This window comes from Nitrososphaerota archaeon (genome assembly GCA_027887005.1).
GTDB lineage: Archaea > Thermoproteota > Nitrososphaeria > Nitrososphaerales > Gagatemarchaeaceae > UBA183.
Genome location: JAPCJI010000008.1, coordinates 34,036 through 59,683, shown reverse-complemented (window position 1 = coordinate 59,683; position 25,648 = coordinate 34,036). Strand labels below are relative to the sequence as shown.

The 25,648-nt window shown below is 60.0% G+C and carries 25 protein-coding genes and 2 tRNA genes; 19 read left to right on the top strand and 8 right to left on the bottom strand.

The window, feature by feature from the left end; genetic code table 11:
* Nucleotides 1–12: 12 nt before the first annotated feature.
* Both dnaK and OK438_06750 read right to left on the bottom strand, forming a co-directional pair.
* A complete protein-coding gene (gene dnaK, locus OK438_06755) occupies nucleotides 13–1,857 on the bottom strand; it encodes a molecular chaperone DnaK (GenBank protein MDA4125127.1) in 1,845 nt (614 codons plus the stop codon).
* Nucleotides 1,850–2,401 carry a nucleotide exchange factor GrpE gene (locus OK438_06750; protein ID MDA4125126.1) on the bottom strand — a complete coding sequence of 184 codons (552 nt, stop codon included), beginning with the start codon at nucleotides 2,399–2,401 and terminating at the stop codon, nucleotides 1,850–1,852. The genes dnaK and OK438_06750 overlap by 8 nt, the downstream gene beginning before the upstream one ends.
* A 137-nt stretch (nucleotides 2,402–2,538) precedes the next feature.
* Here OK438_06750 and OK438_06745 point away from each other — a divergent pair, with 137 nt between their 5' ends.
* From OK438_06745 to OK438_06730, 4 genes are all read left to right on the top strand, one after another.
* Nucleotides 2,539–3,339, top strand: a complete 801-nt coding sequence (locus OK438_06745; protein ID MDA4125125.1) for a serine protein kinase RIO — start codon at nucleotides 2,539–2,541, stop codon at nucleotides 3,337–3,339.
* Nucleotides 3,336–3,932 (top strand): KH domain-containing protein, encoded by a 597-nt coding sequence (locus OK438_06740; protein MDA4125124.1) that lies wholly within the window; start codon nucleotides 3,336–3,338, stop codon nucleotides 3,930–3,932. The genes OK438_06745 and OK438_06740 overlap by 4 nt, the downstream gene beginning before the upstream one ends.
* Nucleotides 3,933–4,060: 128 nt before the next feature.
* Nucleotides 4,061–5,686: a DNA topoisomerase VI subunit B gene (locus tag OK438_06735; protein MDA4125123.1), complete on the top strand. Its 1,626-nt coding sequence runs from the start codon at nucleotides 4,061–4,063 to the stop codon at nucleotides 5,684–5,686.
* Nucleotides 5,649–6,746 carry a DNA topoisomerase IV subunit A gene (locus tag OK438_06730; protein MDA4125122.1) on the top strand — a complete coding sequence of 366 codons (1,098 nt, stop codon included), beginning with the start codon at nucleotides 5,649–5,651 and terminating at the stop codon, nucleotides 6,744–6,746. Before OK438_06735 ends, OK438_06730 begins: the two co-directional genes overlap by 38 nt.
* Here the strand turns inward: OK438_06730 and OK438_06725 are convergent.
* Nucleotides 6,730–7,413, bottom strand: a complete 684-nt coding sequence (locus OK438_06725; GenBank protein ID MDA4125121.1) for a DNA alkylation repair protein — start codon at nucleotides 7,411–7,413, stop codon at nucleotides 6,730–6,732. The two genes, OK438_06730 and OK438_06725, sit on opposite strands and share 17 nt — an antisense overlap.
* Before the next feature lie 61 nt (nucleotides 7,414–7,474).
* On the opposite strand from OK438_06725, the gene OK438_06720 reads away from it, so the two are divergent.
* The 5 genes from OK438_06720 to OK438_06700 are packed head-to-tail and all read left to right on the top strand — an operon-like array spanning nucleotide 7,475 to nucleotide 11,508.
* A complete protein-coding gene (locus OK438_06720; GenBank protein MDA4125120.1) occupies nucleotides 7,475–7,684 on the top strand; it encodes a hypothetical protein in 210 nt (69 codons plus the stop codon).
* A gap of 5 nt (nucleotides 7,685–7,689) precedes the next feature.
* Nucleotides 7,690–8,730, top strand: coding sequence for a hypothetical protein (locus tag OK438_06715; protein MDA4125119.1), 1,041 nt, complete (start codon nucleotides 7,690–7,692; stop codon nucleotides 8,728–8,730).
* A 53-nt stretch (nucleotides 8,731–8,783) separates the two neighbouring features.
* Nucleotides 8,784–9,554: a C1 family peptidase gene (locus OK438_06710; GenBank protein MDA4125118.1), complete on the top strand. Its 771-nt coding sequence runs from the start codon at nucleotides 8,784–8,786 to the stop codon at nucleotides 9,552–9,554.
* A gap of 7 nt (nucleotides 9,555–9,561) precedes the next feature.
* Nucleotides 9,562–11,211: a hypothetical protein gene (locus OK438_06705; protein MDA4125117.1), complete on the top strand. Its 1,650-nt coding sequence runs from the start codon at nucleotides 9,562–9,564 to the stop codon at nucleotides 11,209–11,211.
* Between the two features lie 60 nt (nucleotides 11,212–11,271).
* Nucleotides 11,272–11,508 carry a hypothetical protein gene (locus tag OK438_06700; GenBank protein ID MDA4125116.1) on the top strand — a complete coding sequence of 79 codons (237 nt, stop codon included), beginning with the start codon at nucleotides 11,272–11,274 and terminating at the stop codon, nucleotides 11,506–11,508.
* Between the two features lie 908 nt (nucleotides 11,509–12,416).
* Here OK438_06700 and OK438_06695 read toward each other — a convergent pair.
* The 3 genes from OK438_06695 to OK438_06685 form a co-directional block, all read right to left on the bottom strand.
* Nucleotides 12,417–12,584, bottom strand: coding sequence for a lmo0937 family membrane protein (locus tag OK438_06695; GenBank protein ID MDA4125115.1), 168 nt, complete (start codon nucleotides 12,582–12,584; stop codon nucleotides 12,417–12,419).
* 172 nt (nucleotides 12,585–12,756) lie between these two features.
* The gene (locus OK438_06690; protein ID MDA4125114.1) at nucleotides 12,757–13,053 is read right to left on the bottom strand and encodes a hypothetical protein; all 297 of its coding nucleotides are present in this window, start codon (nucleotides 13,051–13,053) and stop codon (nucleotides 12,757–12,759) included.
* A gap of 50 nt (nucleotides 13,054–13,103) precedes the next feature.
* Nucleotides 13,104–13,201 (bottom strand) — tRNA-Asn (locus tag OK438_06685).
* A 70-nt stretch (nucleotides 13,202–13,271) separates the two neighbouring features.
* Between OK438_06685 and OK438_06680 the strand changes: the two genes are divergently transcribed.
* Nucleotides 13,272–13,730, top strand: a complete 459-nt coding sequence (locus OK438_06680) for a nuclear transport factor 2 family protein (protein ID MDA4125113.1) — start codon at nucleotides 13,272–13,274, stop codon at nucleotides 13,728–13,730.
* 4 nt (nucleotides 13,731–13,734) lie between these two features.
* Here the strand turns inward: OK438_06680 and OK438_06675 are convergent.
* Nucleotides 13,735–13,843 (bottom strand) — tRNA-Ile (locus OK438_06675).
* A gap of 86 nt (nucleotides 13,844–13,929) precedes the next feature.
* Here OK438_06675 and OK438_06670 point away from each other — a divergent pair.
* The 9 genes from OK438_06670 (at nucleotide 13,930) to OK438_06630 (ending at nucleotide 23,508) form a co-directional block, all read left to right on the top strand.
* A complete protein-coding gene (locus OK438_06670; protein MDA4125112.1) occupies nucleotides 13,930–14,226 on the top strand; it encodes a stress response translation initiation inhibitor YciH in 297 nt (98 codons plus the stop codon).
* An 89-nt stretch (nucleotides 14,227–14,315) separates the two neighbouring features.
* Nucleotides 14,316–15,485, top strand: a complete 1,170-nt coding sequence (nuoH, locus tag OK438_06665) for an NADH-quinone oxidoreductase subunit NuoH (protein ID MDA4125111.1) — start codon at nucleotides 14,316–14,318, stop codon at nucleotides 15,483–15,485.
* Nucleotides 15,486–16,001, top strand: a complete 516-nt coding sequence (locus OK438_06660) for an NADH-quinone oxidoreductase subunit I (protein MDA4125110.1) — start codon at nucleotides 15,486–15,488, stop codon at nucleotides 15,999–16,001.
* Entirely contained in the window at nucleotides 15,994–16,500 is a 507-nt protein-coding gene (locus OK438_06655) for an NADH-quinone oxidoreductase subunit J (protein MDA4125109.1), read from the top strand. Before OK438_06660 ends, OK438_06655 begins: the two co-directional genes overlap by 8 nt.
* A complete protein-coding gene (nuoK, locus tag OK438_06650) occupies nucleotides 16,497–16,826 on the top strand; it encodes an NADH-quinone oxidoreductase subunit NuoK (GenBank protein ID MDA4125108.1) in 330 nt (109 codons plus the stop codon). Before OK438_06655 ends, nuoK begins: the two co-directional genes overlap by 4 nt.
* Nucleotides 16,827–16,888: 62 nt before the next feature.
* Entirely contained in the window at nucleotides 16,889–18,403 is a 1,515-nt protein-coding gene (locus OK438_06645; GenBank protein MDA4125107.1) for a proton-conducting transporter membrane subunit, read from the top strand.
* Entirely contained in the window at nucleotides 18,400–20,574 is a 2,175-nt protein-coding gene (locus tag OK438_06640) for an NADH-quinone oxidoreductase subunit L (GenBank protein ID MDA4125106.1), read from the top strand. Before OK438_06645 ends, OK438_06640 begins: the two co-directional genes overlap by 4 nt.
* The gene (locus OK438_06635) at nucleotides 20,571–22,046 is read left to right on the top strand and encodes an NADH-quinone oxidoreductase subunit M (protein MDA4125105.1); all 1,476 of its coding nucleotides are present in this window, start codon (nucleotides 20,571–20,573) and stop codon (nucleotides 22,044–22,046) included. The genes OK438_06640 and OK438_06635 overlap by 4 nt, the downstream gene beginning before the upstream one ends.
* A gap of 1 nt (nucleotide 22,047) precedes the next feature.
* The gene (locus OK438_06630) at nucleotides 22,048–23,508 is read left to right on the top strand and encodes an NADH-quinone oxidoreductase subunit N (GenBank protein ID MDA4125104.1); all 1,461 of its coding nucleotides are present in this window, start codon (nucleotides 22,048–22,050) and stop codon (nucleotides 23,506–23,508) included.
* A gap of 7 nt (nucleotides 23,509–23,515) precedes the next feature.
* On the opposite strand, the gene OK438_06625 is transcribed toward OK438_06630, so the two are convergent.
* Nucleotides 23,516–25,555 carry a hypothetical protein gene (locus tag OK438_06625; protein MDA4125103.1) on the bottom strand — a complete coding sequence of 680 codons (2,040 nt, stop codon included), beginning with the start codon at nucleotides 25,553–25,555 and terminating at the stop codon, nucleotides 23,516–23,518.
* Nucleotides 25,556–25,648: the final 93 nt, after the last annotated feature.

Here is a 25,648-nt window from a genome sequence, read left to right as displayed (position 1 = left end):
CCAGCCTAGCCCCTACTTCCCTTCGTCCACTACCTTGTAGTCCGCGTCGCTCACGTTAGGGCCTCCTGGAGCTCCTCCCTCAGGAGCAGCCTGCTTCTGCGCCTGCTGATAGACCGAGGCCCCCACTTCCTGCAGAACCCTCTTGAGCGCCTCGTTCTTCTCCCTGATGACTGCCACGTCCTTCCCCTCCAGGGCCTTCCTCAGCTCCTGGGCGGCGGCGTCCACCCTATCCAGGCTCGCCTTGTCGACCTTTCCCTCCACGTCACGCTTCGTCTTCTCGGTGGTGTAGAGGATGGAGTCAGCCTCGTTCCTCAGCTCGGCTTCCTCTCTCTTCTTCTTGTCCTGCTCGGAGTACGACTCCGCGTCCCTGACGAGTCTCTCCTTCTCCTCCTTGGAGAGTTTTGTGGATGCCGTGATGGTGATCTTGTTCTCCTTGCCCGTCCCTAGGTCCTTGGCCCCCACGGTGAGTATTCCGTTGGCGTCGATATCGAACGTCACTTCGATTTGGGGGACTCCCCTCGGAGAAGGAGGGATGCCCGTCAGGTTGAACATCCCCAGCGATACGTTGTCAGCCGCCATCGACCTCTCCCCCTGGACGACATGAATGGTGACCGCAGTCTGGAAGTCCGCCGCCGTAGTGAAGGTCTTGCTCCTCTTCGTCGGGATGGTCGCGTTCTTCTCGATAAGATGCTCGGTGATGCCCCCCAGGGTCTCCACCCCCATCGAAAGGGGCGTGACGTCAAGCAGGAGTATGTCCTTGATCTCTCCAGCGAGGACGGCTCCCTGGATGGCCGCCCCTATCGCCACCGCCTCCATGGGGTCGACTCCCCTCTCGGCAGGCTTGCCCGCTACGTCCTCCACGAATTTCCTGACCAGCGGCATCCTCGTCATCCCTCCGATCAGTATGACCTTGTCTATCTGGGTCTGGGAGAGCTTCCCCTCATTCATCACCCTCCTGATTGTGTCCTCGGTCTTGCTGACGATGGGCCTCGCGACCTCCTCAAGCCTTGTCCTGGTGAGTGTGAAGTGCAGGTTCTTCGGCCCCGACTGGTCCGAGGCGATGAAGGGCAGGTCGACGTCCGTGGAAGTGAGGTTCGATAGCTCTATCTTCGCCTTCTCAGCCGCCTCCTTCAGCCGGGCCATGGCCGTCCTGTCGTTCCTGAGGTCTATCCCCGTCTTCGACCGGAAGTCCTGAAGGAGCACCTCGATCACCGCGTTGTCGACGTCGGCCCCTCCCGTCTGGGTGTCCCCCGAGGTGGCGATAACCTGGAAGACCCCGCCCCCGAACTCCATGATCGTGGCGTCGTGGGTGCCTCCCCCGAAGCTGAAGACGAGTATCTTCATCTCCTTCTCGGACTTGTCCAGCCCGTAGGCCAGCGAGGCCGCTGTCGGCTCGTTGATGATCCTCACCACCTCCAGCCCGGCGATCTCCCCTGCATCCTTCGTCGCCTGGCGCTGGTTGTCGTTGAAGTGAGCGGGCACGGTGATGACCGCCTTCTTCACGGGGTAACCGAGAAAGATGTCCGCGTCGTGCTTGATCTTCTGGAGGATGTACGAGCTAACCTGCTCAGGGGAGTACTCCTTCCCGAAGGCTCTGACCTTGTAGTCCGTCCCCATCTTCCGCTTGATCTCGAACACCGTCCCCTCTGGGTTGGTGACCACCTGGCGCTTCGCCGGCTCGCCGACGAGGAGCTGCCCGTCCTGTGTGAACGCGACCACCGAAGGGAACATCTTCCCTGAAGGAGTCGCGCCCTCGGCGCTGGGTATCACGACCGGCCTCCCACCCTCGATAACTGCCGCGGCGGAGTTCGTCGTCCCCAGGTCGATCCCGACTATCTTCTCTCTCGCGCTACTCAATCGCCTTCGCCTCCTCTTGGGCCGCCTTCTTGGCCAATTCAACCTTTACCATGCTCGGCCTTATGACCTGCCCCCGGAAGGTGTACCCGGGCCTTATCTCCTCAACCACTATGTCCGCTCCAGCCGACCTTCCCCTCGTCTTCTCGACCGCTTCGTGCAATGCGGGGTCGAAGACCTTTCCAACCGCCACTATCCTCCTGAGGCCGACCGACTCCAAGGCGGATACCAAGTTCTTGTGCACCATCTCGACGCCTTCCGTCAGCTCATTGCCCGCACTCCCGCCTTCACTGTGCTCCACCGCCAGCTCCAATTCGTCGACTACGCTCAACAGCCTGACCACAAGGTTCCTCACGGACGCCTCCTCCACGTCCCTCAGCTCTTTCTCGGTCCTCTTCCTGTAATTCTCGAAGTCCGCCTGCATGTACTTCAGTCGGGTAAGCAATTCCTCATCCTGCTTTCCTTCTTGGACAACTAGTCCATCTGATGAGGTTACGTCTGCCTGACCTGCATGGTCCTCGTCCTCTGGCGTTTTCCTGTTTGACAATCGAGCACTTCCCTAGCCACGGATGCTAGGAGTTCATGCACACAGCCTCTCCAATTTAAGGAAAACTCCGATGTAGAGCCGAACTCTACGGGGGGCCAAGTGAATTTCTTAAGTCCTCCACCTTCCTCAGTTGACGCGTGGCCGAAGAAGACGACCCGCCCGCAATCTCAGAGGAAGACGAAACGCCGAGGATGAAGGCGAGGCTCCTCCGCTCCGACCGCGAGAACAGGTACCTGAGGAAGGATTCTAACCAGCGCAAGGTGATGGAGGAAGTCTTCGACCGGGTGACCCTGCTCGCCATCGAGGACCTCGTCGCCCGGAAGGACCTGGGGTACCTCAACGGTGTCGTGAACTCTGGAAAGGAGGCCCGGGTGTACTATGGGGTCGACGCGGAGGGGGAGCCGGTGGCTGTGAAGATCTACCTGACGGCCTCATCCGACTTCAGGAAACGTCTGGGCTACATAGCGGGGGACCGAAGGTTCGCCAACATCCCCTCTAACACCCGGAGCGTCATCTACCTGTGGACCCGGAAGGAGTTCAAGAACCTCCAGCTCGCCGAGTCTGCCGGAGTCCGGGTCCCCAGTCCTCTGGCGTTCCACAAGAATATCATCGTGATGGAGTACGTGGGCGTCCCGCCCCAGCCCGCACCGAACTTCGCGGAATCGGAGGTCGACGAGGAGGACTACGACTGGACCTTCAAAACCATCGCCAAACTACGCCGCGGGGCCAAGCTGGTGCACGCCGACCTTTCCGAATTCAACATCTTCAAGTCAGGGGCAGAAAGGGTCCTCTTCGACATGGGTTCAGCGGTGTTACTTACCCACCCCCAGGCAGAAGAGTACCTGAGGCGAGACGTCTCCAACATGGTCAGGTTCTTTAGGAAGCGCGGGATTTTCAAGAGGGACGCGGATTCATGGATGGAGGAGATACTAGGATGAGCTTCGAGCAGGTCGTCAGGGTGCCCGCCGAGAGGGTGGGCGCAGTAATCGGGAAGGAGGGGTCGACCAAGCGCTCTCTTGAAGCGGAGCTCGGGGTCAAGCTGGGGGTGGACAGCAGAGAAGGCCTCGTGACAATCAAGTCAGAACTGACCCCAAAGGGTGACCCGTTCGTCGCCGTCAGGGTCATCGAAGCCATCGGCCGCGGCTTCTCCCCCCAGCGGGCCAAGCGCCTCCTGCAGGAGGGGACCGCCTTCGAGGTTATTGACCTGAGGGATTTCGGCAAGACCGAGAACTCCCTGGACAGGATCAGAGGCAGGGTCATCGGGCTGAAAGGGAAATCGCGCCGGGTTATCGAGGAGCTCACCCAGTGCCATCTGTCGGTGTACGGCCGGACGGTGGCGATAATCGGGGAGGCCACCGAGGTCCAGCTGGCATCAGAGGCGGTCAGGAAGCTCGCCTCGGGGAGCCAGCACAAGACCGTCTACAACGAGCTGCAGAAGGTTAGGTCGAAGCGCAAGTTAGAGAGGATGTTCCTCTGGGAAGGGACCTCCCCTGAAACCATGGCGGAGAAACTGAGGAAACTCGAGGATTAGCATATATCCGATTTAAAACGATACTGGTGGAGCGGTAAGCATAAGGAAGAAGATTTGTCGGAAATACGTCTGATTGTGTCAGTGTACTCGGAGCGGCGCAGTTACGCCGCTTGGGCTTGGTAGGCCAGATGGCAAGCTTCGCTGAGATTTCACCATCCGAGTTTTTCTACAGAAATCGCGACCTGGCGGGCTTCACCAACCCAGCCCGAGCCCTCTACATGGCGGTGCGCGAGATCGTCGAGAACAGCATGGACGCCTGCGAACTCGCCGGCAAGCCCCCCGAAGTGTACGTCAGGATCATCTCCGACAGCGCCAACCCGGATTTCCCAGACCCGAAGCCCTACCGGCTCACGGTCATCGACAACGGCCCCGGGGTCGCTCCCCAGCACGTGCCCAGCGCCTTCGGCAAGGTCTTCTACGGCTCGAAGTACGTCCTCCGCCAGTCCCGTGGCATGTTCGGTCTGGGCGGGACCATGGCGATTCTCTACGGCCAGATTACCACTAACAAGCCTGTCATGGTCACCACCTCGCCTGACGGCAAGCGGAAGTACGCTTTCCAGATGATGATCGACATCGGCGAGAACAGGCCGGTGGTCCTGAAGCGGGTCGTGACCGACGCCAACGGGACGACAGGCACCCGAGTCGACCTCACCCTCGAGGGCGACTACCTCAGGGCGTCTCAGAAGATCGGCGACTACTTCAAGCAGACTGCCCTCGTAGCTAGCTACGCGAACATCACCTTCGTCGACCCCCTTGGGCAGGTAACCTTCTACGAGCGGGCGACCAGCTCCATGCCCCCAGCTCCCATGGAGACACTCCCCCATCCCTACGGGATAGACGTGGAAGCGTTCAAGCGCATCGTCAAGCTCTCCGAGGAACACGACATGAAGTCCTTCATGGTCACGAACTTCCACCGGGTCGGAGAGAAGATAGCGACCAAGTTCCTCGAGTTTGCAGGCGTCAGTCTGAAGCTCCCTCCGAAGCGGCTCAACAACCTCCAGGTGGTCTCGTTGGTGGATGCCCTGCAGCGATTCCCGGACTTCCTCCAGCCCGACGCCGCAGTCCTCTCCCCAGTGGGCGAGGAGATCCTCCTGGCGGGGATCAACAAAGAGCTGCAGCCCGAGTTCTCGACCGTGGTGACGAGGCCCCCGTCCTCCTACTCCGGATTCCCCTTCCTTGTCGAAGTGGGGGTCGCCTACGGCGGCAAGGTCCTCCAGCCCGGCATGAGGCTCTTCCGGTTCGCCAACCGCATCCCACTCCTCTACGACGAGAGCAGCGACGTCAGCTTCCAGGTACTCAACGAGGGGGTCGACTGGAAGAGGTACCACGTGCCTCAGGAGGCGCCTGTCGCGGTCATCACCCACATCTGTAGCACCCGAATCCCCTACAAGACGGTCGGAAAGGAGTACATCGCCGACAGGCCTGAAATCGAGAGGGAAATCAAGAACGCAGCGAGAGAGGCCCTTCGAAGGCTGGGCATCTTCCTCTCGAAGAAGGGAAGCATGGAGGCTGTGCAGAGGAAGATGAACATCTACGGGAAGTACCTTCCGCTCATTGCGAAGTTCTCGACTGAGCTCGCCGGCGAGAAGCGCATGCCGAAGTACCGCAAGCTAATCGGAGAAGGGGACTCGGGAGCCTATGAAGAGGCCGAGCCACAGCCCGCCGGAGAAGAGATGCCGTCCGAAGCAGCACCCGAAAACACAAAGGAAACAGAGATTGAGCAAAAGAAAATCGACCAGTACAGCGGAAGCTAGGAAGAGCAGCGCCCAGGCCCTGTTGAAGGACCTGGGAAGCAGCGTCTACAACGACCTCGACGAGGGGAAGTTTCCCAGCCTCACCATGGCCAGCAGGTCTGTCCGGAACATAGTCTACGACAAGAAGCTGCAGCAGTTCATCCTGGGGCCCACCACGGTGAAGAGGGCGTCCGGGAACATCAAGCACATACGCCCCTTTACTCAGCTGATCTGGCTCGCTTACTTCGCCAAGAAACTCGTCGACGAGAAGCGCACGTCGACCCTGAGGGACGTCTTCTATTCCGCCCAGGCCTTCGGCGTCGAGTTCATGGACCAGGCAGAGTCTGACGAACTGATCACAGACCTGGAGGTCCTCATGCAAATGGCCAGGGAAGGCATGAACATTTACCCTGAGGAAAGGAGCGCGATCTTCGGGAATCTCACCATCGAATACACAGTCCCCGGCTACGAAGGGAAGAAGGCAGACCTTTCGGCAAACCCAGATGGAGTCATGATAGGGCCTGCGTTGACCACCGCGGAGTTCGCAGACACCGACGCGGAGATGGTCCTCGCCATAGAGAAGGGAGGCCTCTTCACCCGGTTCGTCGAGGAGAGGGTCCACAAGAAGTACAAAGCCCTCCTGATCAACACGGCCGGGCAGCCCCCAAGGTCGACGCGGTATCTCCTACGCAGGCTTAACCAGGAACTCAAGCTTCCCGTGGGGATACTCTGCGACGCAGACCCCTGGGGTGCCCACATCGCCATGGTCTGCAAGTCCGGCTCCGCCAACGCCGCCCACCTGAGAGAGCTGACGACCCCAGACGCCGTCTGGCTCGGGGTCTGGGCCAGCGACATCGTGAAGTACAAGCTGCCCTCCGACAAACTCACCGAGGTGGACATCAAGCGTCTCTACGAGCTCAAGCAGGACCCCAGATACACGGACAAGATGTGGCACGACGAGCTGGACGTCTTCCTGAAGATTAAGAAAAAGAGCGAACAGGAGGCGTTCGCCAGGTACGGCCTCTCATACATCGTCGACACCTACCTTCCGGAGAAGCTTCAGCTCATGAAGAGCTTCTGAGCTTCTTCTGCACCGCCTCGCTTCTAAGCTCCCGAGCCGCGTCCGAGGCCACCCACCTCGCTGCTCCGCCCTCCAGCCCTGAGATCCTGGCAGCGAAGTTCAACGCCTCTCTGTTCAGCCTCTTGTTCCGCTTCCCAATCTGCCTCAGTGCCCAGCTGACTGCCTTCTTCACGAAGTTCCTTGGGTCCGACGCGCCCCTCTCGATCGCCCCGAAGAACCTCAGGAAAGCTGCGTCTGGGGCTGCCTTGTCATGGACGGCTAGCTCCGCCATCAGCACGTAGCCCGCCCTCTTCACGAACTCCTCCTTCCTCTTCGACCACTCCAGTGCCTTGGAAAAGGCGAAGGGCGTCTTGTCAAAGAGACTCCCGCAGCAGCCGTCACACACATCCCACGAATCGAAATCGGCGACCCAGGCCTCCATCTGGCGTTCCGTCACCTTCGCTGGCTCGTCCACTAGGGCCGCGAGGATCCTTGCCTCGTGTATCCCGCTCTTCCAGAGCTCCAGGGCCAGCCCGTGGTCTCTGCCGGTCTTCCTGGCTATCCTCCTCAGCGTTGGTATAGCGAGCCCCAGCGCACTTCCGGTGGATATCCCGTAGCGGGCCATCCCCTTCAAAGACCCCGGGTCCGCCAGAGACCTCAGCTCCCTGATCACCTCTTGGGCCTCCATGAAAGGGCTCATCTCCGAGAACTTCTAAATACCCATCGGGTTCTGCCCGAAACAGACAGCGATGACATTCACCGCCCAGCAGTCGCGGGTTGACGCGCTGATCCGGCTCCTCGGTCTCGTAGTACTAGGGTTCGGCGGCGCTCTGGTCTACTACACCTACGCCAACGCGACCGCGAGCGGAATCGCCCCCGATATCGTAACGATCAACTACGCCCTGGGCATCCTCCTAGTCATAGTCGGCCTCTTCGCATCCTTCGCGAAGTTCAAGTGACTGGAATGGCCGTCAAGGTAGCCATCGCCGGGGTCGGCAATTGTGCCTCCGTCTTCCTTCAGGGTCTCAAGTTCTACTCGGAACACACCTCGAAGGGCCTCTGGCACCCCAACGTCGCCGGCCTCAAACCCAAGGACATCGAAGTCGTGGCTGCCTTCGACATCGACGCGAGGAAGGTCGGTCTGAACCTCTCAAAGGCGGCCTTCGCCCCGCCCAACGTCGCGAAGAAGTACGACGACCTCGGCAGGACCGGCGTAAAGGTAAGCCCTGGGATTTCGAGAGGCGACCTCGCTCCCCATCTCCTGGGCGCCAAGACTGAGAAGGCACGGTCTGATGAGGTTTCCAGCGTGTTGGAGGACTCCGGCGCTGACATGCTCGTAAATCTGATTTCTTCGGGATCAGACGCCTCCTCTGAGGAGTACGCCGAGGCGGCGCTGAGGGCAGGGTGTGCCTTCGTGAACTGCACACCGACTTCCCTTCTGAGAAAGAACAGGCTGACCGCGGGGTTCCAGAAGGCCAAGCTGCCTCTGGTCGGGGACGACCTGATGAGCCAGTTCGGCGGGACGGTCTTTCACCGAGGACTCCTCGGGTTCATGGTCAAGCGGGGGATTAAGGTCTCAAAGAGCTACCAGCTGGACGTTGGCGGGGGGTCCGAGACTCAGAACACCATGGACGAGTCGATCAAGGCTGCGAAACGGACTATGAAGACCGCTTCTGTCGCCAGCGAGGTCCCCTACCAGTTCGAAACGGTCGCGGGCACCACTGATTTCGTCGACTACATGGGAAACGACAGGACCAGTTACTTCTGGTTCGAGGCGAGCGGCTTCATGAACTCCGGGATCTCGGTCGACGTCTACCTCCGTTCTTCAGATGGGGCGAACGCGGGCAACGTACTCCTTGACGTCCTGAGGGCCACCCACAGGTCCATGAAGAGCGGCAAGCTTGGCACCGTAAACGAGATCTGCGCCTACGGGTTCAAGTCTCCGCCGAAACCCATGCACTTCGACGAAGCATACTCGAAGTTCGCAGCACTTTACGTGCGCTGAATCCTGAGCAGACCACAGAACCCATCCAACGATAAATATCCCGGGGGATTCTGTTGCACCCGACCACGTCTACGACCCACGGCTTCGGCTGGAAGAAGGACCTCCCCGACGACAGGGACCGCGCTTACCTGCCTCCTCCTGACCTGTTCCGCCTACTTCCCAATACCAGAGACCTGAGGAGCAAATGCCCTCCTGTCTACCACCAGAAGGAACTGAACAGCTGCTCGGCGAACGCAGTTGCGGCTGCCGTCGAATTCGACCTGATCAAGGAGAAGAAAAGAAGGGTGATATTCCCCTCCCGCCTGTTCCTCTACTACAACGTCCGGGCAGCTGAAGGGACCGTAAGGTCCAATGTCGGCATCTCCATACGGGACACGCTCAAGTCGGTCGCGAAGCTGGGGGACTGCCCTGAAAGCCTCTGGCCCTACGTGGAGAAGAGATTCAGGACTAGACCCCCCAGGGAGTGCTACGATGACGCGCTCAAGTACAGGCTCGTGGCGTATCAGAGAATACGCCGGAGCATCGAGGACTTTCGTAGCTGCATCGCTTCTGGCTATCCCTTCGTCTTCGGCTTTCTGGCCCATCAGAGGTTCCAAGACATCGTGAAGAGGACCGGGCGGCTGGAGATGCCTTCTCAGGGAGAGAGGATCATCGGACATCACGCCGTCCTGGCCGTGGGCTACGAAGAGCCCAAGCGGAGGTTCTGGGTGAGGAACTCCTGGGGGCCGAGGTTCGGCAGAGCTGGATACTTCACCATGCCCTACGAGTACCTCCTGAGCGAGTATCTTTCTAGTGACTTCTGGACCATCAGGGTGGTGACCTAGGATTCCGATGGCGACGTTCCGGATACTCTGGTGGCCCCTCGCGCTGGTACTGACTGTGGTTCCGCCGTATGCCTTCGAAAGACTCGCCCAGAACCTCTATCTTTTCCATAGCAACCTCTTCTTCCTCTTCTCGGGCCAGCGGTATTACTTCGATATCTACTATCTCGCCTTCGCCGGGGTAGTCATCGGCTACGGAAGCAGGAGCCTGGTGCACGCCTGGTTGGCATACCTCATCTCCGTCCTGACCCTCATGACTCTGTTCTTCACCGTCTGCGACCCAATCCTATGCTACAGCACTGGGGTCGACGGCCTCGAGCCTGCAAGGATGGGTTCGTTCTTCCTCGCCATAGGGATCGCGACCGCATACCTCGGCCACCGCAGAGGCAGTACTTCAGACAGAGGCGATTGGGAGAGGCTGCTTGCGGGCGGGAGCGCCTTCTACGCCGTCGCATACATCCCCATGGTCTTCACCATCGCAGGAGCGACGATTCTAGCGCCCGCCGACGGAGCCGCACTTCCCGCCCTCCTGGCGTTCCTCGCATTCTCGGCTGTCCTCCTATTCGCGGACAGAACGCGGCCCGCGACATGGCTCCTGCCGCTTGCAGCCCAGGCAGCGCTTGTCCTGGTCAGCCTGGGCATGGCCAAGCAGTATTATTCGGAGATTTTCCCCACGGTCGGTCTGACTATCCTCGCAACTCTGGCGGGAGCAACAGCGGGGGCTTTCATCCTCTTGCGCCCGACCCGGGCCACTACGCGCTTCAGGCGGTCGCCCCTCCCATTTGCAGGGATGCTCGTCTTCGTGATCCTAGTTTCCCTGGTGGTCTGGCCCGACGCGGTTGTAGGACAGGTTATTTCGACTTCGAACTCAGGAGCACCTACTAGCTACTACTATGGCATTCCAGACTCGGCGGGAGGATTCATGTCAAGCCCGATGGTCCGGCCCACTGGCGTGAGGGTCAACGTGACCTTCCCCAGTCACGACCTTTCCTCCGCCCCGGCGGGAGGTTTCCTCGCCGGAGGCATCGGGGTCCACTCTGCCGACTGCTGCACCGACGGGATTGACTACGGCTACCGTTTCGACGCAATCCTGTACGGGAACGGAAGTCAGATGCTCGACGCCACTGCCTGGAAGGTCTGCGATGCGAACGCCGCCTGCGGAGGTCACTCCTGGCGGCTCCTGATGTTCTTCGCCTCTCGACACTTCACCGTCGTGAATCCCGGGGATCAACTCCAGCTGACGCTGAGTTGGGAGAATCACACGGTCCTCTGGGAGTACAGCACCGGCGGTCAGACGAACCAGCTTGGAGCTTTCGAAGCGTCGGCGCGCGCGAACGTTGCCTTCAATGCAGGCTGGCTCGGTCCTCCGGACAATCCTTCCCCGGGCGGCGCCTTCTTCTTCCAATTCGGGGTTTCAAAGCTTGGAGACCTAAGCGGTCCTTGGTCTGTCTCATTCTCGTGTCCGTCGATATTCTGGCAGGGGACATGGAGCTGCATCGACCACTCAGAATCTCTCCAGGGTGACCAGTCCTACTGGAAGGTGCTCTGGAGGTGGGGTGAATCATTCCCAGGAGTCCAGGGGCAGCCAAATGCGTCCACATACAGGGTGACGTTCAGCAATTCGAGCTCAACCATGGTCAGCTTCACGCCCTTCTGGTAATCTTCCCTCCACCCAGTCACGACCCTGTCCTTTTTACGCCGGGGTTTCGGGGGGATTCCTATGGCCTCAATCAGAGTGAAGGACAACGGCTCTCAGCCTGTTGTAGGGCAGGGCCGGGAACGACCGTTCAAGCAGGGCGAGTTCTACGTCTTGGAAGTGGCAGATGACATCGCAAGGTACTGGAACAAGATGGCCCCCGGGAGACGGGACGAGCTATGGAGACAGTCATTCAAGGAGAAGAGAGACGTCCGCGATATCGTGGAAGCCTACGTACACAAGCCCGCCCGCACCAAGTGAATCAGCAGCGAGGGCAGGAAGGTTCGATCCACCCACCTCCTCCTTCGAGGAAAGAGGCTCGGATCTGCTTTCTGTGGGGGAGCAGGGAAAGCTCGACCGATTTGTCGTGCCGAGTTCAGACCCAAACTACTTCCGCAACGTGGCGTCCTGGCCGGGGCTTGTCAATTCAGGTAGGCGCCCCTACGGAACAAACCCAGGTTGAAATCCCTGCTACCGCACGGAAGCTTTGAGTGAGATGCGATGTATGCAATGCGGGAATAGTAGCACGTGTGCTTTGCATGCGGTGAGGTCGGTGTGATTCGAACCTAGCGGCAACAGCCGTGAAAACAGGGGCGAATCTAGCTAATCTAGGCAAACAAAGTTCAGTCTGAGGTTATTCTCGACGGCGCCGCTCGGACTCGCTGCAGATTTGCACCTGGCTTGGGACTCGAATGGAAACGGCGTGCTGTCGCCGGGACATCCAACGGAAAAAGTCGGGAGTAATGCGAACTGATTTCGCCGACAGCGTCGCATTCCGAGCTCAGAGCGCAAGTCTGGTCGCACTCCCTTACTGAAACCTAGCATGCAATTCGAATTCGTGGGTCCAGTGGAACACCCCCCTAAACAGGTCTGGAAAGTGGTTCCGGGCCATGATCAATCGTCGCAGGGTCGTTCCAATCCAAGTGAAGAGCGTTGCTTCAAGAGCTTCAATCTTTCGTTCTGACACCGGATAGAGATAAATCACAGCGACACGAAAAGTTGTCTCAGTTTGTGCAAGAGTTGTGATTGGTCAACTCTAGACCTAGTCCCATGTACGTGCAAATGCGACCTGGCGAATATCTTCCCCGAAGAAGAGGGTTCGAGGAAGTGTCATCTTTGCGGTCACAAGATGAAACTGACCTAACTGATTACCCCACGTTCGAGCGCAGTCATTTGCCCGTGACCACGTTTCTCCCAGTGAAGAGTCTGTAGGCTACCACGATGACGGCGACGATCAGCAATAGATGGATTAACTCCCCGCCGACCCCGCCGATGAACCCGAATAGCCACAGGACCACTAGGATTATGGCGACTGTCCAGAATAGGTCTATCTTCAAGTCTTGCCGCCTCGATTCTGCGCTAGCAACTATTTATGGTCTTTCTTGCCGAAGGGGCTCCGAATATGCTCGCAACAAACGAAGAAACCAGATTCAGACAAAGCCAAATGGACCAGTCAAGATACTTCGAATAGAGCTGGCCTGGTGGGTTCAAAGAGCAGATTCCAACAGCTCACACGTGTCTCGCCTCAGACTCGACTCCCTGCCCAACGCGCTCGAAAAGGTCGAGAATCTCTGGCCAAAGCCTGTGTAAAGTGTGAACGAAGCCGCCTAGGGCTATTGTCAAAAGGCTCTCGATGATGTGGGAAAGAGGGACGCCCTGAAGCACAAGAGCATTGGAGCTTATGGTCTGATTGGGCGCTGATTGAAGAAAAATCCAATACCAGTACAATGCGCTCGCGAAGCCATAAATCGAAAGAGCGGCGCTTCCGACTTCTACTGCCACAGTAGACAACTTCTTGGTATTCATGATCAGATGATTCAGCTTTTGGATATTTTAGAGTTCCACAAGAATGACTCTGGCGGCGCCGGTCGGACTCGAACCGACGACCAACAGGTTAACAGCCTGCTGCTCTACCACGCTGCCCAGCAGCTACCTGCTTCTGAGCTACGGCGCCGCAGGCGGTCGGTTCCGCGATGGGCTGAAAAACGTTCTTAGTCTGAAAGCCCGAGGGATGCCCTAGGGACATGGCTGAATCACAGTCGGACAGGGAAAAGAAGGAGATAACCTCGGTCATCTTCGGCTTCTTCGAGGCGGGGAAGAACAAGGACCTGAGCTCCCTCGCTGGCTTCCACTCGGCCCACGATTCCTTCTCGAAGTTCGACGAAAACGCCCCCTACACCAGACAGAACTCGGAGGAGGCGTTCGTTCACGAGCAGGCCGCCTTCGCCAACATCTCCGACTACTCGTACCAAATCGACAGCCTGCGGATCGACCTCCTGGGGGACGCGGCGGTGGCCACCTTCTACCTGGCATACAAGGGGATGTTCATCAACGACTACTCCTTCGAGGGTTCACCCGTGGGCTCGAGGGCGAGGGTGACCATGGTGCTCGCGAGGACCATGAAAGGCTGGAAGATAGCCCACGAGCATTTCAGCACGTTTCCCGACTGGAAGACACCGGGCGCCCCAAAGAAGAATCAGTGAAGTGTGGGCCCGGCCGGATTTGAACTGGCGACCGACCGGTGTCTCCTCCGGGAGTATGAGCCGGTCGCTCTAACCGAATTTCCCGCCTTTTCCAGACGCTGAGCTACGGGCCCACGGTTTCATCGGTTCGGAAGGCGATGGCTTTAAGCAAATGACCAAAGCCTAATTAGACCCTCAAAACCGAAGCCAAACGTAAGTCGTGAGCAAGGACCTAGACGAAGGATTCCAGGATATTCTCGCCGAGCTCGACCGTGAAGAAGCCCGTGTAAAAATCCGGATGGAGATGCGCCGCTTTGGCAAGCCCACCACAGTGATCGAAGGGTTGAAGATGAGCGAAAAGGATATGCACGAGCTGAGCTCCAAGATGAAACGGGCCCTTGCCACCGGCGGGACAGTCAAGGACGGGATCATGATCCTTCAGGGAGACCACCGGGAGGCCGCCCAGAAGATGCTCATGCAACATGGCTTCTCCGAGAGCTCCATAGAAGTCCTTTGACAGGAACTCATGCCTCGTCTCAAGACTCAGTATTCCCCCACGTTTATAACGGGTAGACGGAACCGTCAATTGGAAGGTCTCGAGTCGAGATGTCGAAGCCCATCATAACCTTCGAGGACTTCCTCAAGAGAATCATCAGGGTAGTCTTCTGGGTCCTCCTCCTTACCGTGTTCATAGTCCTCCCCATCTACTACCTTGTCTTCGCCGCCCTCCGCCTCCCCACGGACATCTTCGCCCTGGCGACCGTCAAGCCCCTGGACTTCCTAGCCATCCAGCTTAACCTGATCAACACCGAGCCCTTCAAGACTCTGTTCGCCCTGACCGTGTTTCCCGGTTTCAGTTTCGTGGCCGTCTACTCCACCATCTTCATGGGCTGGGTAGAAAGGAAGTTCACTGCGAAGATCCAGCTCAGGACGGGTCCGATGTACGCCGGGAAGTTCGAAGGAATCCTCCAGAACGTCGCCGACTTCTTCAAGCTGCTCTTCAAGGAGATGATCATCCCCGACGGCGTCGACAAAGGCACCTTCGTGGCCGTCCCGTTCGCCCTGATGGCCGTCGCAGGGGCCCTCGTCGCCCTCGTCCCCCTCTCCCCGACCACCTACATCGCAAATCCCTCAGTGGGTGCGATACTGGTGTTCGCAATTCTCGGCTTTTCTCCGCTGATCGTCCTGCTGGCCGGCTGGGCAAGCAACAGCAAGTACCCCTTCCTCGGCGGCGTGAGGGCGTTGCATCAGTTGGTCGCCTACGAGATCCCTCTTGTCCTCTCCCTCCTTGGCGCGGTAATCCTCTCGGGATCCCTCAACCTGATGCAGATAGTCACGCACCAGAACGGCCTCTGGTACATCGTCCTCCAGCCCCTCGGGGCCTTTGTTTTCTTCATCGGCGCGCTCGCCGAGCTCGAGCGGATCCCCTTCGACATCCCGGAGGCCGATAGCGAGATAGTCGCAGGGTGGCAGACAGAATACAGCAGCATGCTCTTCGGGACATTCCAGCTTGCAAACTTCTCCCGGATGTACATACTCGCAGGACTCTTCACAACCTTCTTCCTCGGCGGATGGCTTGGTCCAGCTCCCGTTCCCCCAGAGGTCTGGTTCATACTGAAGACGACCGTTGTCATGCTCGTCATGATGCTCCCGCGCAGCATATTGCCCAGGTTGAGAATCGACCTGCTCCTGAGGGGAGGCTGGGTCCGCCTCCTGGTGCTGGCCTTCGCGAACATCTTCCTCACCTTGCTGATTGTCTCCCTGGGGATCGCCTAGATGGGGACCCTCTCGTACATCAAGGGCGTCTTGATCGCCACTTGGAGCGGCTTAAGGCACCTCACCCGTCCGAGGATGACCCTTCGCTACCCGGAGCAGAAGCTGGACCTCCAGGGGCCGGGGTACAAGTACGACCCCAAGCAGGGGGTGGGCCTTCCCGGCTTCAAGGGCCGGCACATCCTCTATTTCGACAAGTGCACCGGCTGCCAGCTCTGCGCCATAGCCTGCGACGGAGTGGCCGTAGCCATAGAGATGCAGAACGTGAAGAAGGGGAAGGCCCATAACAAGAAGGACATCTGGCCAGCGGTCGACTACGGGAGGTGCGTCTTCTGCGCACTCTGCGTGGACGCCTGCCCGTTTGATGCCCTCTACATGACGAACGAATACGAGCTTGCGGCCTACGACAAGGCAGGCCTGAAGTACACTCCGGACATGCTCGCCGTCCCTCCAAAGCTGGAGGGGAGGAAGTACAGGGTGGAGTTCGACACCGAAAGAGGTACGACCAGACATGGCTGACCTGATCTTCATCGCCATGATGGTGGTCACAGTCGGAAGCGCCATAGTGGCCCTCGAAGCCGAAGAGATCGTCTACGGCGCAATCGGCCTGGCCGGCAGCCTCTTCGGGGTAGCCACCCTCTTCTTCCTGCTGGACGCGCCCTATGTTGCCGTCTTCCAGATAGCCGTCTACATCGGAGCAATTGCCGTCCTGATACTCTTCACCGTGATGCTCGTGCGGGAAGAGAAGTGGGCCAAGGAGGTCCCTGCCAAGTCCGTTACCAAGCTGGCCGGAGTCCTCACGGGCCTGGCCGTCATCATAGCGCTCGCCTTCGCCTTGGTAGCCACCGACCTCTCGGGGCTGACCAGCATTCAGAACACCGCGGGGTTCCTCCAGATAGGCCAGCTCATCTCGACCAACTACGCGCCCGTGCTCGAGGTCCTCGCCTTCGTCCTCGCTGCTTCGGTCGTCGGCGCCCTGACCCTTTCCAGGGTCGACAGGGAGGAAAAGAGTCAGTGAACTCGCTGACGGACTTCGTCCTCGTATCGGCCATGCTCTTCGGCATCGGAATCTACGGCCTGGTGACCAAGAGGAACGCACTTCGCCTGCTCTTCGCAGTGGAGATAATGATCAATGCCGCAAACCTGAACTTCATCGCCTTCAGCCAGTATGCCCCGTTCGCCGCTGCGGGCGCGACCGTGGTCAACGGGGTCGGCCAGACTTTCGTGCTCTTCTCCATCGCCCTCGCGGCCGCGGAGGCTGCCGTCATCCTCGCCATAGTCGTCGTCGCCTACAGGCTCCACAAGGACGTGGACGTGAGCGAGCTGAAATCCATGGAAGGGTAACAATGTCAACGAGAAAACCATCCTTCCGCGACATCGTCAGCGGCCCTCGGGTGTAACCACCAATGTACCAATACCTCCTTCTCCAGACCGTAGTCCTTCCCATGGTATTCGCGGCCCTCTGCTACCTGGGGGCGGGGAAGCTCGGAAAGAACGTCGGATGGCTCGCCTTTGCCGCCCTCCTTATCACAACCGCTTCCCTGCTCCTGCTCGCAGCCTCACAGCTCTTCACGGGGAGCATCTCACAGGTCCTCGAGTCCTACACCTGGGCCCCCAGCGCAGGCCTGACCTTCGGCTTCCTGGCCGACAGTCTCAGCTTCCCCCTGGTGATCGTGGTGAACCTCGTCCTGGCGGCGACCGCAGTCTATTCAATGCCCTACATGACGACCCGGGTCAATTCGCTCTACGGGGAAGACAGGCATGGGAGCTACGGAATCTACTACCTCAGCTTCATGCTGGTCTCCGCCGGGCTGGACGGCATACTCCTCTCGACAAACCTCATCGAGCTCTACCTCTTTCTTGAGACGGTCCTGATACCGACCTTCGTGATCATCAGCCTCTTCGGCTACGTCGACAGGGAAAGGGTCGGCATAATCTACATCATCTGGAACCAGCTCGGTGCTTTCGTATTCCTCGCCGGCATCGCCCTGGCCTACGTCGCAACAGGGAGCTTCGAGATAGGCGCCCTCCACCTGGCCCAGTCGAGCTCCATCGCTTTCTGGATCGCCGGGCTGATTCTCGTGGGCTGGCTTGTCAAGATGGCGGTGTTCGGTCTGCACATGTGGCTTCCGATAACTGAGGCAGAGCCCCCGACCTCCTTCGCGCCAACGATGGCTGTCGTCTCGGGCATTGGGAGCTACGTCATCGCGCGGCTGCTGCTCTTCGGCATGCCCTCGACCTTCCACACCTTCAGCCTCCCGTTGATGGTCTGGGCAGTCGTCACAATGTTCTACGGGGGCGCCGTGACCGTCGCCCAGACCGACGTCAAGTACATCTTCGCCTGGTCGACCATGAGCCAGAACGCCTACTCAATCCTGGGGATCGCCAGCTGGTCTGCCCTCGGTGTAGCAGGGGGAGTCTTCTACTTCGCGAGCCACATCCTCGGGAAGTTCGTGATGTTCGCCGTGGCAGGGATACTCCTCACTCAGACGGGCCTCAGAGACGTCAAACAGATGGGCGGCCTGGCCGCGAAGATGCCGTTCACAGCTTCCATCTTCGTGCTGGGAGCCCTGATACTCTCTGCCGTCCCTCCCACGAGCGGTTTCCAGGCAGAGTGGATAATGTTCGCGGGCATCTTCTCCCAGGGCGCCGCCGGCTCCTCCAGCTATCTGCTGGTCGCAATCCTCGGGCTCATCGCGACCCTCCTGACCGTCGCCTACACATTCTGGCCGGTCCGCAGGATCTTCTTCGGCTCGCTCCCGCCGACCCTCGAAGGGGTCAGGGACGCGCCGCTGACGATGACGATACCCATGCTCGCGTTGGTGGTCGCATCCATAGTCATCGGCATCTACCCTGACCTGGTCTCGAAGTTCCTGATCGCCTTCGCCAGCAGCCTGCCCATAGGAGGGATACACGCGTGACCTTCGTAATCCCGTCCTACTTCGTCTGGCTCATCTTCATCCTGCCCTACGCCGGCGCGCTGCTGACCGTAGCCCTCAGAAAGGCCGGAAGGCCCGCCAACGTGGTCTCGGTTGCGTTCTCCTTCCTCTCTGCGGCCTTCGCCCTGAGCATGCTCCTTCCCCTCCTCGAAGGACAGGCCCTGAGCGTGGTCGATTCGGTGATTCCGAAGAGCGTGCCATGGATTTCAGGACTGAACCTCACCGTCGGCGTCCTGACCGACCCCTACACCGCCATACTGACCAACGTCGTGGCCTGGGTGAGCTTCCTGATCATGGTCTACAGTCTCGAATACATGAAGGAAGACGGGGGTTCCAACCGCTACTTCTTCTTCGTCAGCCTCTTCGTCGGGAGCATGCAGCTCATCGTCCTTTCCGACAACCTCCTCTCCCTTTTCGTGGGCTGGGAGATGGTCGGCCTATGCAGCTACGCCCTCATCGGGCACTACTGGAAGGACGAGACCAAGGACTGGGTCGGCACCCCCGGAGACAGGGCCCTGGGCGAAGACCAGGCCTACTCCCCGTCGCACGCAGGGATGAAGGCGTTCGTAATGACCAGGGTCGGCGACGTGGCGATGCTCGCGGGGATCCTGATCCTCTTCTACTACGCCGGGACATTCAACTACTACCAGCTCGCCTCGGACTCGCACTCCTGGTTCGAAGGCCTGTCCAGGTCCGGCCTGCTCGTTCCGGTGGCCCTCCTGATCTTCGGCGGTGCAGTGGGCAAGTCGGCCCAGTTCCCCCTGCACGAATGGCTCCCTGACGCTATGGCGGGCCCCGCACCAGTGTCAGCCCTCATCCACGCCGCCACGATGGTCAAGGCCGGCGTGGTGCTGGTCGCGAGGATAGCACCAATCTTCTACTTCATCGCCCTGGCGAACCCGACCCTCGGGCTCGCCTCGGTCCAACCCTTCTTCCTCACGGTGGCATGGATCGGCGCGTTCACCGCCGTCCTGGCCGCGAGCCAGGCTCTAGTTGGGTTCGAGCTGAAAAAGATCCTCGCCTACTCGACCATGTCTCAGATCGGCTACATGATGCTCGCTGTCGGTGTCGCGGGCCTCTCCGTCGACTTCGCCCAGGGCCTGGCAGCAGGCCTCTACCAGCTCATGAGCCACGCCATCTTCAAGGCCTGCCTGTTCCTGGCCGCCGGTGCCCTGATCCACGCCTCAGACTCGAAGTACATCAGCGACATGGGTGGGATGAGGGACAGGATGAAGCTCACCTTCGCGGCGTTCCTCATAGCAGTCGCGTCCCTCTCTGGCATCCCGCCCTTCAGCGGCTTTTGGAGCAAGGACGCGGTCCTGGGAGCAGCCTGGGGAGCGGGGCAGTACGCCCTCTTCGCAGTTGGGGCACTGACAGCAGGTCTCACCGCCTTCTATTCGTTCAGGATGCTGGGGTTGGTATTCTTCGGGGGGAGGAGCAAGCGGCTAGAAGAGGTCGAGGGGAGCGGCCACCACGTCCATGAGCCAAGCCCAATCATGTGGATCCCCTACGGGATACTGGCAGGCGCGACCGTGCTGATCGGGCTGGGGGCGCTCCTGGGCCTTGCCGTCCCCGCGTTCAACGTGGAGGCCACCCTCGACTCGGCGGCCACTTCGTACGTCCAGACGTTCTTCCCCTCGCAGGTCCTCTCCTCGCCTCAGGCAGGTTTCAACGCGGCCGCCTCCGGCATCGTCGGCCTCTTCGTAGCGATTGGGTTCCTCGCAGCCGCGGCCATTTACCTCATTCGAAGGACGAGCGCGAGCAGGTTCGTCGGCGCCACGGGCTTCATGCACGGGCTCTACTCCTTCCTCTACAAGAGGTGGTACATCAACGCGATCTACTACAAGGTCTTCGTGGACGCTCCCATGGCCGCAGCCAGCTGGCTAAGCGAGACCTTCGACTTCAGAGGACTCTTCAGGGTCAACCAGGCCGGGTCGGTGCTCGGCGTGTCACTATCGACGGCAGGCAACTGGTTCGACGTCAAGGTCGTAGACGGAGTGGCCAACGGATTCTCCGCCCTCGGTCAGGCCTTTTCGCGCTTCGTCCGGAGGATGCAGACGGGGATAGTCGAACAGTACGCCCAGGTCTTCGCCATCGGGATCATAATCCTGGTCGCCTTCCTCCTGCTCGCACTCGGAGGTAGGCTGCCGTGAGCTTCGTCCTCTCTCTGCTGGTCTTCCTCCCGCTCCTGGCCTCCCCCCTGGTCTACCTCCTGACACGGATGAACAAGCGCTGGGGGGTCTACGCCTGCCTCGGCCTCGCTGCCGTCGTCCTCGGCGTGGCCACCTACATCTCCTGGCAGGTCATCGCGAACCCGCCGGCGCCCGGCCAGTACCTCCTGCAGGAGCAGTACTCCTGGATAAGCTTCAAGTCCTTCGGGCTTGACTACTTCCTCGGCACCGACGGCCTCAGCTCCCCGCTGATCTTTGTCTCGGCCCTGCTGACCCTACTCGCCATACTCGGCTCGAGGAAGCTCATCGACAAGCACGAGCCCGAGTACTACGCCCTGATCTTCCTCTTCGAGGGGGCGATCATGGGAGTCTTCACCTCCCTGAACCTGATACTCTTCTACATCTTCTGGGAGGTCGTCCTCATCCCGATGTTCTTCTTCATCGGAGTCTGGGGAGGCCCCCGACGCAAGTACGCGGCGATGAAGTTCATCCTATTCACCTACGCTGGGAGCACCATAATGCTCCTGGGCTTCCTCTACGTCTACCTGGGGATGATGCCCGTCCCCTCATTCGACATACCGTCCCTCGCGGGGCACATCCCCATCGGCCTGCAGTACCTGCCTCTCCTCGCCTCCTTCATCGGCTTCGCAGTGAAGCTTCCCCTGGTCCCCTTCCACACCTGGCTCCCTGACGCGCACGTGGAAGCTCCGTCCCCCATCTCCGTGCTCCTCGCAGGGGTGCTCCTGAAGATGGGCGGCTACGGATTCCTCAGGATAAGCATCGGCCTCTTCCCCAAGGCGTCAGTCCAGTATGCCTGGGCCTTCCTCGCCATCGGCCTCTTCTCGATGTTCTACGGGGCGGTGGCCGCAGTCCTTCAGAAGGACCTGAAGAAGATGATCGCCTTCACGAGCATTAACCACATGGGCTTCGTCCTGTTCGGTGCCTACGCAACGCTGGTATCAGGGAACCTGCTGGGGATCCAGGGCGCCATCCTCCAGATGTTCACCCACGCCCTCGCGGTCGGGAGCCTCTTCATGCTGTCGGGATACATCCAGCATCAGGCAGGGACCAGGGAGATCCCTTCCCTCAAGGGCCTCGGTCTCACCATGCCGCGCACTGCCGCCATACTCGTCCTCGCGTCAGGCGCAGCCATGGGGCTTCCCCCCTTCGCAAGTTTCCTGGCCGAGTTCATGGTCATCGCGGCCGGCATCTCCGCCTACACGATCACAGCCGTCTCGATCCTCGTCCCGGTCATAACCGCTGGCTACTTCCTATGGATGATCAAGCGGACTGTCCTGTCCCTGCCCGAAGGGACGGAGGTCCATGACATGGACCTCGGAGACTTGGCCTCCTTCGCGGTCTACCTCATACCTCTGGTCGTGCTCATCGTCGCTTCATACCTAATACTGACTCCCGCCCTCCCAGTCGCCCAGTTCCTCAGGGGGCTCGCATAGCTTGGTCGACCTGATCACGATCGCGGTCGCGCTCCTCGGGGCCTCGTCGCTCCTCCTCCCGCTCCTGCAGCTCTACAACGGTCGGAACTGGAATCTCTCCGGGTACATCCTTGCGGCCGTCCTCGGCGCAGCCATCCTCTTGGTCGCAGTCTTCACCCTCAACCCAACTCCTGTCCCATGGTTCGGGTCCCTCCTCTCCCCGGACCAACTCGGGGGAGTCTTCGCCCTGGTCACCCTGGGCGTGACCCTGGCCGTGGTCGTCGCTTCTCTCGACTTCCAGAGGACGTCCTTCAATCCAGTCTACTACAGTCTCCTGTCCTTCACCGCCCTCGGCATGCTCCTCCTGTCCTACTCCACGGACCTCCTGATGCTCTTCGTGGCCTGGGAACTGATGAGCCTCCCCACCTACGTCCTGGCGGGGTTCGACAAGAGGACCCAATCTAACGAGGCAGCAGTGAAGTACGCGGTCATCGGCGCCATGTCATCGGCAATAATCCTCTACGCGATCAGCCTCTCCTACGGCCTGACCGGCAGCACCCAGATATCCGCCGTGGCCCAGTGGTACTTCTCGCATCCGGCGTCCCCCCTGGGCGGAGTCGCGGCCCTGCTCTTCGTGGCGGGCTTCGGCTTCAAGATGTCGATTGTCCCCTTCCACATGTGGATTCCCGACGCCTACGAGGGCGCCCCCACCCCCATCAGCACGCTCCTCGCGGCGGCGACCAAGAAGGCAGGGTTCATCGCGGCCATCAGGGTCCTCCTCGCGGTGACCACCCTCTACGTCGTGACCAGGAGCCCGCTCTTCACCATGGCCAACGTCTTCGCGGTCCTCGCGCTGCTGACAATGACAGTAGGCAACGTATCCGCCCTCACGCAGAAGAGCATGACCCGGCTCCTCGCCTACTCGAGCATCGCCCAAGCCGGCTACATCCTCATCGGGTTCGTCGCCTTCACCGCCGACCCCACTTCGTCGGCCGCTTCGCTCGGCCTGACGGGCTCCATCTTCCATATCATCAACCACGCGATAATGAAGGGGGCCGCGTTCCTCTGCGCGGGCCTGGTCCTGATGCAGCTCAAGAGGGCCGACCTCGGGGCCTACAACGGGCTCGCCAGGCGGATGCCGATAACCGCCTTCACCATGACCATCGCCCTCCTCGGGCTCGCCGGGGTCCCGCCGCTGAACGGCTTCTGGAGTAAACTGCTCCTCTTCCTTTCCGTCTCGAGCCCTCAGTTCGGATGGCTCGCGGTCGCGGGCATACTCAACAGCGCGTTCAGCCTCGGCTACTACGCCTGGATCATCAAGCGCATTTACATCGACGAAGGGGAGAGCACAGAGCGGGTGAAGGAACCGAAATGGTTCGTCATCGTCTTCGCTGTGCTGGTCGGGCTGATGATCGGAATCGGGCTCTTCCCGCAGCAGGCGATAAACTTCGCATCAGGCGCGGTCCCGAACGTCCTGGGCTGACCTCCCTCTAGAGCCACTTGATTCTGATGCGGGCCCTGTCCGGGAGGATCTTCCTGAAGGGCTTTCCTGTACCTTCGAAGAACTTCGTGAAGAACTCGTAGAGATGCAACCTGAGGTCCTGGACGTACACGATGAACGCCTCGAAGGTCAGGATCAGGAGGTTCAGGATCACCCAGGGGATCGCATAGAGGGGGTTGATCCAGGGGCCGAAGTACTGATTCGTGATCAGGAGCAGGCCCGCGTGGACGAACAGCATGACTGCGAGCCTGACGTAGCTCACGGTGTTAGACAGGAACTGGGAGATCCTCTCGAAGACCTCCAAACCTCCGTTGGCCAGGGCGCCACCTATGGACCCGCCCTTGACCTTCCCCAGGGCGATGGCGCCTGCCCTACCGACGAAGAGGAAGATCATGGAGGGGAGGAGCACCGCAAGGGCGATCCCGCCCAGCACATTGTTGGGAATCCCGATGAGAGGAGCCGGGACAGACGTCTTGAGGACGTTGAAGCTGAAGCCGGCGCCTATGAACGCGAGTCCGTAGGCCACTCCTGAGACGTACATTGTGAGTGCCGGTATCTTCTCCAGCACAAGTTCGATGCGGTCCTGTTCCTTCACCCCCTGGTAAAGGTCGAGGCTGAGGGCAGTGATGAGATGGGCTACTCCGATAAGTATGCCGACCTCCATGACGAGGTAGACTCCTTGGATGTTGAACGTGTCCGGCGAGCCTCCGACCCTGTGGATTATCTCGACGACCGCCGGAATCGGAACGAAGCTGTAGAGCGACAGCTCGAAGAACTCCCCGAAGATCGCCCCGAAGACCACCGAAGAGAGGCCTGCCACCAGGAAGATGGTCCCCCACTGCCTCAGGGTGCCCGTGCCCCGTTGCCTCACTAGCAGAGCGAAGAGTGTCAGGATGAGGCCGTGGCCTACGTCGCCGAACATCATTCCGAAGAAGATGGGGAAGACGAAGGACACCATGGGAGTGGGGTCTATTTCATGGCCTCCGGGGATCCCCTGCTCCTTTGTTATGGGCTGGAAGATGCCGAGTCCCCCTCTGTTTTCCAGCAGAGTCGGAACGTGCGCCTCTTCATCCGCCTGGTCGACTTTCTCAGTGCCGACGATCCATCGGCCGAAGACCTGCCTCAGCCTGGCTTCCTTCTTCGTCGGGAAGTAGCCGCTGATGGTCGCCATCCTCTTGAAGCTCCCTGAGACCCTGGCCTCGTCGAGCATCCTCCTCGAGACCTCGGTCAACTCCCTGATTGCCAGGAGCTCAGTGGCGTTCCTCTTCTTGATCCCACTCATTTCCGCCTCCACCTTCTCCCTCGCCTCTGCCGCCGCGGCATGCTCTTCGGACGCCTTGCTGAACGCCGCGGCTGGATTCTGGGGCATGCCCTCGGGTATCGTAAGCGCCTTGAGCTCGAGGAGTTTCATCGCCCTGTCGAGCTTGGACTCGTCAGTCCTCCGTACCACGACCAGAATCAGGGCCTGCTGGTCGGAGACGGGCTGCGAGAGGAAGAGGGCCCCGGGTATGGAATTCTTGAATTCCTCGAGCCTCTGGTTCCCGACGATTGAAACCACGGCCTTGAGCAGATGGAGGGAGGAGAGGCCTCCGAGGTCGGCCGAGAACCCCGACACCGCCTTGAGAGTCGCCATCATGTTCTCAGCGTCCGTTTCGTCCTTGGTCGCCTTCTGGAGCAGCGCCTTCTTCTCGCGAACCTCTTCCACCACCGGGGTAAGCTGAGCCTCCGCCTTTCCCAGGAGCTCCTCCCAGGTCCCAGCCTCGAAATCACTCTGCGGAATCTTCACCCCCCTGAACACTATGTCAATCTGACCCGGCATCAACTGCAGCCCCAGGTCCTTCACGGCCTGGTCTGCCTGGGCGAAGAGGCGGACCGCCCTGACGGTGAGTTCCTGGACTCCGGGGTCAAAGTTTGCACCAGCTCCGCCCAGGGGGTGGAAATCCTCGAATTCTGCCAGGGCCCTGGCGACGGCTTCATACTCGCTCCGCGGGGAAATGATTGTGACCTTGGAGAGACGCTGGACGCCCAAATGATACCCGCTTTGTGTTTTCAGCCGCGACCGAGTTCGGTTATTAAGGTTAGGGAGCAGTCCTGACGATTCGACCCCTGAAACCCGGCGGAC